Annotated in this window: 5 protein-coding genes; 1 reads left to right on the top strand and 4 read right to left on the bottom strand. The window is 72.7% G+C overall.

The features are described from left to right. Positions 1–18: 18 nt before the first annotated feature. Positions 19–2,010, top strand: a complete 1,992-nt coding sequence (locus tag ACFZCY_RS05040; protein ID WP_391169521.1) for a hypothetical protein — start codon at positions 19–21, stop codon at positions 2,008–2,010. A 22-nt stretch (positions 2,011–2,032) separates the two neighbouring features. On the opposite strand, the gene ACFZCY_RS05045 is transcribed toward ACFZCY_RS05040, so the two are convergent. The 4 genes from ACFZCY_RS05045 to ACFZCY_RS05060 are packed head-to-tail and all read right to left on the bottom strand — an operon-like array spanning position 2,033 to position 7,575. Beyond that, complete coding sequence (locus tag ACFZCY_RS05045) at positions 2,033–4,396, bottom strand: glycoside hydrolase family 3 N-terminal domain-containing protein (protein ID WP_391169522.1); 2,364 nt, start codon at positions 4,394–4,396, stop codon at positions 2,033–2,035. 37 nt (positions 4,397–4,433) lie between these two features. Next, positions 4,434–5,282, bottom strand: coding sequence for an ABC transporter permease subunit (locus ACFZCY_RS05050; RefSeq protein WP_391169523.1), 849 nt, complete (start codon positions 5,280–5,282; stop codon positions 4,434–4,436). Positions 5,283–5,338: 56 nt separating this feature from the next. Further along, positions 5,339–6,265 carry an ABC transporter permease subunit gene (locus ACFZCY_RS05055; protein ID WP_391169525.1) on the bottom strand — a complete coding sequence of 309 codons (927 nt, stop codon included), beginning with the start codon at positions 6,263–6,265 and terminating at the stop codon, positions 5,339–5,341. Next, a complete protein-coding gene (locus ACFZCY_RS05060; RefSeq protein WP_391169526.1) occupies positions 6,265–7,575 on the bottom strand; it encodes an extracellular solute-binding protein in 1,311 nt (436 codons plus the stop codon). Before ACFZCY_RS05060 ends, ACFZCY_RS05055 begins: the two co-directional genes overlap by 1 nt. Between the last annotated feature and the right edge of the window lie 329 nt (positions 7,576–7,904).

The following is a 7,904-nucleotide window of genomic DNA, read 5'->3' on the forward strand; positions in this document are numbered from 1 at the left end:
GCGAACGGGGGAGGACCGATGACGGACGCGCGTGCGTGGGCCGCTCTGGATGACCGCTGGCTGGTGCACGCGCTGGCGGGGCTCATCGACGGCACGGGCCACTGGGACGCGGGGGCGCTCGGCAGCATCGAGCGGACCGGGGCCTATCTGCGCGGCGAGTGGGATCCGGCGGAGCCGGGGGAAGGGCCCGGGACAGCCGGTGAGGGGTCCTGGGCGCGGTTCATCGGGCGGATCGGGGCCGTCGCGCTGCGGGCCGCGTCCGCGCCCACGCGGGACGAGCGGCGGCAGCGGCAGCTGGCGCTGCTGGAGATGTGGGCGGAGACCCCGTTCGCCGATCCGTCGGCCCGGCTGCGTACCGGGATCGTGGTCACCGAGTCGGCGGCGGTCCGCGACGGGCGCGGGGCGGCCGTCGTCGTGGGGTGGCGCAGGGACCGGCGGCGCCGGTTCGTCGATCTGCGCACCGGGGACGCGGATCCGCCGAGCCTCGGGGAGATCGAGGAGGTCGCCGAGGTGCCGCGCGGCTGGGGGAGCGCGGAGCAGCTGCGGCGGCTGGTGACGCTGGTCCGGGAGCGGGGGCCCGCGCCATGGGACCGGGAGGCGGTGGACCTGCTCAGGGACGGTACGGGGCTGGGCAGGGCGACGGCATCGCTCGTGCTGGCCGGGATGGTCAGCCTGAGCCACCGCCCGACCCTCGACGCCGACGAGCGGGCGACGCTGCGCCTGAAGACGGCCGAAGCCGAGGACGCCCACAGCGAGTTGGGGCGGGTCGGTGCGGCGGACCGGCTGGAGCTGCTGGCGGACGTCCTGCCGGACGACCCGGCCGACCTGTGGGAGCCGGGCGGGATGCGGACCGTGGCCGAGCGCATCGCCCAGGCGTGGCGGGCGCGGTACGGGCGGCGGACCGTGGTGCCGGAGCGCACCCTGAGCGCGGTCGTCGAGCGGGGGCCGTTCCCGCTGACGGCGGGCCGCTTCTGCGCCGCGTTCACCGACCCGGCCGGGGAGTCCACGCTCCGCGCCGACCTCGACACCTGGCTCCGGAGGACCGACTACGGATGCTCCGCGGCCGACGAGCGGTGGGACATCGTGCGGTTCCGGGAGCTGCTGAGCGGCGCCGTCCCCGGCCTCCCCTGGGCCTACGCCGAGCTGCCCGCCGGTGATCCGGTCCGGGACGGGGTGCCCCGCTTCGTCGCGTTGCTGAAGGAGCGGCTCAACCACCCGGGGCTGCTGCTGGACGCGGGCTACTTCCGCCACACCGGGGACGAACCGATCACGGAGCTGCGCGAGGTGTTCGGCGGGCGCCCGTACGCCGGGCCGGAGCGGCTGGACGTCGCCACGGTGGACGACGGGCTCACCGTGGGTGCCGAGGGCATGATCGACCGCCGCGGCTACCGGGACAGCACCCGTCTGTACTTCCGCCCGGCGCTCTACGGGGACGACGAGCGCTCCAAGCGGCTGTCGGCGGCGTCCGCGCCCGGGGTCGGCCGCCGTGAGCTGGAGACCGTGGAGTGGCTGCGCGGTCCGGTCTGCGCACGCATCGTCGACCGGATCGCCTCCGCGGCGCTGCCCGCCGGGCGATACGAGACGGATCCAGCGGCCTCGGCCCCCGGCGTCGTGTCGTCGGTGGCCGGGAAGCTGGGCCTCGACCAGGACCCGGCGGTCCTCTACCTCCAGCTCCTGGTCCTGCCCCGGCCGGCCGACCGCGGCGTCCGCACCTGGAACGGCTGGACGGCCGCCCGCCACCAGGAGGCCGCCGCCGCGCTCGTCGGCCGCGGGCTGGCGGTCGAGGACAAGCGGGCCCGCGCCGGGCGCCAGCTCTTCCTGCCCGGCGGCTGGGCGCCCGCGCCCAAGAAGCCCCATCAGCCGATGGAGGTGTGGAAGGCGGACCTCCACGGACTGCGGCTCGGCTACGACGGACGCGTGGAGGATCCGCTTCCGCTGCCCACCCGCACGCTGCCCGAGCTGTTCGCGGAAGGCTGGGCGCGGGTGGAGGCGGGGGAGGGCCCGCGCTGACGGCCCGGGCCCGGCCGGGGGGCTACTTCACGCGCGCCTCGCACACCAGCCGCCGCCGGTGGTCCACCCGGCGCTCGGGCCCGGTCAGCGTCAGGGGGACGGTGTGGCGTACGTCGGCGTCGGCGCTGGAGGACGCCAACCGCAGCTCCAGCGCGCCCGGTTCCACGATCCGGGTGCCGTCCTGGTCCACCGGATACGAGGCGAGGTCGGCGTGGAAGGTGAAGTGCACCTCGGCCGACTCGCCCGGGCCCAGCGGCACCCGGGTGTAGCCGACCAGCCGCGCCACCGGGCGGACGGTGCGGGCCACCGGGTCGTGCAGATACAGCTGCACCACCTCGGTCCCGGCCCGGTCGCCGGTGTTGCGCACGGTCAGCCGTACCGTCGTCTCGCCGTCGGTCGGCACCTCGGCGGTGTCGGTCTCCGGCCGCTCCCAGGCGAACGAGGTGTACGTCAGCCCGTGGCCGAAGGGGAACAGCGGGGTCGGGTCGACGGTGCTGGCATCGTTGCGGTGGCCGAGCGGGGGTTGCAGATACGTCCAGGGCTGGCCGCCCGGCGCGTACGGCACGCTCACCGGCAGCCGCCCGGACGGGCTGACGCGCCCGCCCAGCACCCCGGCCACCGCCGGGCCGCCCTCCTCGCCGGGGAAGAACGCCTGCACGGTGGCGGCCAGCAGCCCCGACCAGCGGCCGAGGGCGTAGGGGCGGCCGGTGAGCAGCACCAGCACCACGGGCGTGCCGGTGGCCAGCAGGGTGTCGAGCAACGCGCCCTGCTCACCGGGGAGTTCGAGGTCGGCGGCGTCGCATCCCTCGCCCGAGGTGCCGCGGCCGAAGAGCCCGGAGTGGTCGCCGAGCACGGCCACGCACACCTCGGCGTCCGCCGCCATCCGCGCCGCCTGCGCCAGCCGGCTCTCGGCGGTGAGCGCCGCCGCCCCCGCCGAACCGGACCCGGCCTGGGCGGCGGGGCCGGGCGACGCGCACCCCTCGGCGTGGCTGATCCGCGCGTCGGGCAGCTCGGCGCGGAGCGCGGCGAGCAGCGTCGGCACCTCGACGCCCATGGGCAGCTCGGGGTGTTCGATGCCGACGTGGCGGGGGAAGGTGTAGCAGCCGAGCATCGCGGCCGGGTCGTCGGCGAGCGGTCCCACGACGGCGACGCGGGCGGCGGGCGCCAGCGGCAGCACATCCCCGTCGTTGGCGAGCAGCACCACGGACTCCTCGGCCAGCTGCCGTGCGACGGCCCGCATCGCGGGCGGATCGAGGTCGACCGGCGCCGTCGCGGACGCGGGCGGCTCCGGTGACCAGTGCGGATCCAGCAGCCCCAGCTCGCACTTCTGGGTGAGCACCCGCCGCACCGCCCGGTCGACCAGCCCCTCCGGCACCTCCCCGGCCCGTACGGCGTCCCGCAGCGGGGTGCCGTAGCAGCGGACGGCCGGAAGTTCGACGTCCACGCCCGCAGCGAGGGCGAGGGCGGCGGCGCGCCCGGGGGAGTCGGCGACGCGGTGGGCGAGCTCCAGGAAGGAGACGCCGAAGTAGTCGGCGACGACGGTGCCGGTGAAGCCCCACCGCTCCCGCAGCAGTTCGGTCAGCAGCCAGGGGTTGGCGGCGGAGGGGACGCCGTCGAGGTCGTTGTAGGAGTGCATCACCGAGCGGGCGCCGCCGTCCCGCAGCGCCATCTCGAACGGCGGAAGGATCACCTCCGCCAGCTCCCGCGGGCCGATCGAGACCGGCGCGTGGTTACGGGCGCCCCGCGAGGCCGAGTAGCCCGCGAAGTGCTTGAGCGTGGCGATGATCCCGGCGGATTCGAGCCCGCGGACGTACGCGGTGCCCACGGTCGCGACCAGGTACGGATCCTCGCCGATCGACTCCTCCGTACGCCCCCAGCGCGCGTCCCGCACCACGTCCAGCACGGGCGAGAGCCCCTGGTGCACGCCGACCGACCGCATCGAGCCGCCGATGAGTCCGGCGGCCCGCTCCACCAGCGCCGGGTCGAACGACGCGCCCCAGGCGAGCGGGGTGGGGAAGACGGTGGCGTGCCAGGCGGTGAAGCCGGTCAGGCACTCCTCGTGGACGAGCGCCGGAATCCCGAAGCGGTTCGCCGCGGTGATACGGGCCTGGGTGCGGGCGAGCGCGGCGGCGCCCTCGGCGGGGTCCACGGGAGCCGTGCCGAACGGACGGGTCAGCTGGCCGAGGCCGTGCGGGAGGAGGCCGTCGAGGTCCACGTCCTGCGCCACCTCGTGCTGCAGCGGGGCGACGTCCTCGCCCTCCTCGGTCTCCGAACCCGGCCACACGCTGTACAGCTGGGCGAGCTTCTCCTCCAGCGTCATGAGGGAGAGCAGATCGTCCGCGCGGTCCTCGGCGGGGAGGGAGGTGTCCTGCCAGGGGTGAGGCATGAAGCTCCTTGTGGTGAGCGGCGGGTGTGCGGACGGTCTACTTGCCGCCCACGCCCATCAGGCCGTTGATCAGCTGGCGCCGCGCGAACAGATACACGAGGAAGATCGGGACGATGGACAGCACGACCGCGGTGAGCAGCGCCGGGGTGTCCACCCGGAACTCGCCGACATAGTCGTACAGGCCCAGCGTCAGCAGCCGGTTGCTCTTGGACTGGGTGAGGATCAGCGGGAAGAGGAACCCGTTCCAGGCGTGCAGCGCGGACATCACCCCGACCGTGGAGATCCCGGACCGGGACAGCGGGACGACCAGCTGGAGCAGCACCCGGGTCGGGCTCGCGCCGTCCAGCGCCATCGACTCGTACATCTCCTCGTCGATGTCGCGCATCGTGCCCACCAGGATCAGCACGCTGACCGGGAGGGAGAAGGCGGCCGTCGGCAGGATGACCGCCAGCAGGGTGTCGTACAGACGCAGCTTGGTGATGACCAGATAGATCGGGATGATCACCGCTTGGGAGGGGATCGCGAGCCCGAGCAGGAAGATCTGGAAGATCCGGCGGGAGACACGGCTGCGGGTGCGGACGATGCTGTAGCCGACGGTCACCGACAGCACGATCACGAGCGCCGCGCAGACGGCCGTGACCAGCGCGGTGTTCAGGAGGTAGTGGACGAAACCGGAGCTGAGCACCCGCCGGTAGTTGGCGAGCGTGGGGTGGTCGGGCAGGGCCAGCGGGCCGTCGTCGATGTAGCCGTTACGGGTCTGGAAGGTGGCCGCGACCAGCACGTACAGCGGCAGTCCGACGATGACCAGCCAGATGAGCGCGCCGAGCCCGGCAGGGTAGTTGCGGCGGGACGGACCCCGGCGGCGCCGGCGGGGGCGAGACGCCACCGGGGTCCTTTTCGGCGTGTGGACGCCGTCTCGGGGGTGGCCGTGCAGGACGTCCGTCACATGCCCTCCCGGGTGCTGCGCATCGCGGTGAAGCCGGTGAGCCGTACCAGCAGCAGGGAGACGGTGGTGGCCACGACGACCAGGATGGTCGCGACGGCGCTCGCGTAGCCGAGGTCGAACGCCTGGAAGCCGTTCTTGTACATCAGATACGGCATGATCGTGGTGTCGCTGCCGGGGCCGCCCTTGGTGAGGATCAGGACCGTGTCGAAGAAGGTCAGCGCGCCCACCACCATGATCACCGATGAGGTGACGATGGTGTTCCGCAGCTGCGGCAGGGTGACCGAGAAGAACTGCCGTACGGTGCCGGCGCCGTCGATCGCCGCCGCGTCGTAGAGCGAGCGCGGGACGGCCCGGGCGCCGCCCTGGTAGATCAGCGTGTGCAGCGGGATGAACTGCCACGCGGTGACGAAGAGGATCGCGCCGAACGCGCCCGTGGAACTGCCCAGCAGATCGCCGTCCTCGAACCCCAGGGCCGGGCCGATGTCGGCGATCAGGCCGAAGTTCGGGTCCAGCAGCGACTTCCAGACCAGCGCGAGCGCGACGGACGAGCCCAGCAGCGGCAGGAAGAAGATCGCCGACAGCACGGCCCGGTTGCGCTGCCGGCCCGCCGCCCAGACCCCGAGCAGCAGCGCCAGCGGGGTCTGGACCAGCCAGGTCAGCACGGTGAGGACGAGGCTGAGCCGGATGGCCTGGTGGGTCTCGGGGTCGTCCCACAGCCGGGTCCAGTTGCTCAGGCCCGCCCACTGCGGGGTGCCGATGCCGTCCCAGTCGGTGAAGGCCAGCGCGCCGACGAGGACCATGGGGGCGACGGCGAAGAAGACGAAGAACAGGGCGCCGGGCAGGGCCCAGACGGCGCTGGGCCGCCCCACGTTCTTGTGTCTGGTGGCGGTGTCCGCCTTGTGTCTGGTGGCGGTGTCCGCCATCACATGCCCTTCATGGCGTCCACGAACGCCGCCGGGCTGAGCTGGCCGTTGAACAGCTTCTGGACGTTGGTGTGCAGGGGCGGGGTGTACTTGGCGGGCAGCGCCTGGTCCCAGGAGAGCGTGAAGTCCGGGGCCGCACGCACCATGTCGTACTGGAACTTCGCGTACGTGGGGTTCTCGTGCCCGTTCAGCAGCGACGACGCGTCGGAGGTCGTGGGAACGTCGCCGTTGGCGATCAGCGCCTTGGCGTAGTCCTGCTTGGCCGCGAACTTCACGAAGTCGATCGCCGCCTGCTGCTTCTTGCCCTTGAGCTTTCCGCTGATCGACCAGTAGTTGGTCGGGTTGCCGACCACGTTCTTGGGGTCGCCGGTGCCGCCGGGGACGGCCGGGAAGGTCGTCCAGCCGAGGCCCGACTTGGCGAACGCGGGCTGATTGGTCTTCTGGTTGGCGTACTCCCAGCTGCCCATCAGATGCATCGCGGCCTTGCCCTTGGCGAAGTACGTGGACGCGCCGTCCGCCGTGTAGTTGACCGACTTGTAGTTCTTGCCGAACGCGCCCCGGTCCACCAGGTCCTTGACGGCCTGCGCCGCCTTCAGCACCGCCGGGTCGCCCCAGGCGTCCTTGCCCTCGCTCTGGATCTTCTTGAACACCCCGGCCCCGCCGTAGCGGTCCACCAGGTACTCCACCCACATCAGCTCGGTCCACGGGTCGGTACCGGCCACGACGAACGGGGTGACGCCCTTGCCCTTGAAGGTGCCGATGAGCTTGAGGATGTCGTTCCACGACGTGGGCGGCTCGGCGCCCGCCTTCTTGAACACGTCCTTGTTGTAGAAGAGGATCACCGGCTGCATTCCGCGCATCGGGATGCCGTAGTGCTTTCCGTCGACGGCGCCCGCGTCGAGGATCGACGGGATGAAGCCCTTCCGCAGCGACGGGTCCTTCTTCATCGCGGGGTCGAGGTCCAGCAGCATGTCCTTCTCGACGAACTCGCTGATGCTGCCGCCGCCCCAGTTGAAGAACACGTCGGGGGCGTTGGGCGTGCCCATGGAGGTGCGCAGCTTGTCCGAATAGCCGTCGCCCGGCACCTGGGTGAGCTTGACCTTGATCTTCGAGGTCTTGTTGAACCGCTCGACGACCTGGCGCTGCACCTTGGTCGAGGGGTCCTGGTAGACCCAGACGCTGATCTCCCCACTGCCCGACCCTCCGGGCCCACTGCTTCCGCAGCCGCTGAGCGTTCCCCCCAACACGAGCGCGGCTGCCGCCGCGAGGCCCGTCGCACGGAGAGATGACCTTGACCGAGGTATGCGCATCACGTGCCTTCCGGAAGTAGCCCGATAATTCTCGGAAGCGGTTGCGTGGACGGTATGGGTGGCCTGATGTGGTGTCAATACCTCCGGCAGCGGCCCGGTTCTGTTCCCCACCCCGCCCCTTCCCGAACCGGGGACAAGTCCCCGGCCCCCGGCTACGGAGATCCGGCCTGCCCACCGAGATGGGCCCGCTGCGGCCCCGTTACGGACGACCCTTGGGCGCAGCCCCCTGCCCCGGGCCTGTGCGGCCCCGCCCGGGCCCCGCCACGGGGGATCCCGGCGCGCAGCCCCCTGTCCGGCCCGCGCCCCAGGTTTGTGCGGCCCCGGCCCCG

Source organism: Streptomyces sp. NPDC007983 (assembly GCF_042958345.1).
In the GTDB taxonomy this organism is placed as follows: domain Bacteria; phylum Actinomycetota; class Actinomycetes; order Streptomycetales; family Streptomycetaceae; genus Streptomyces.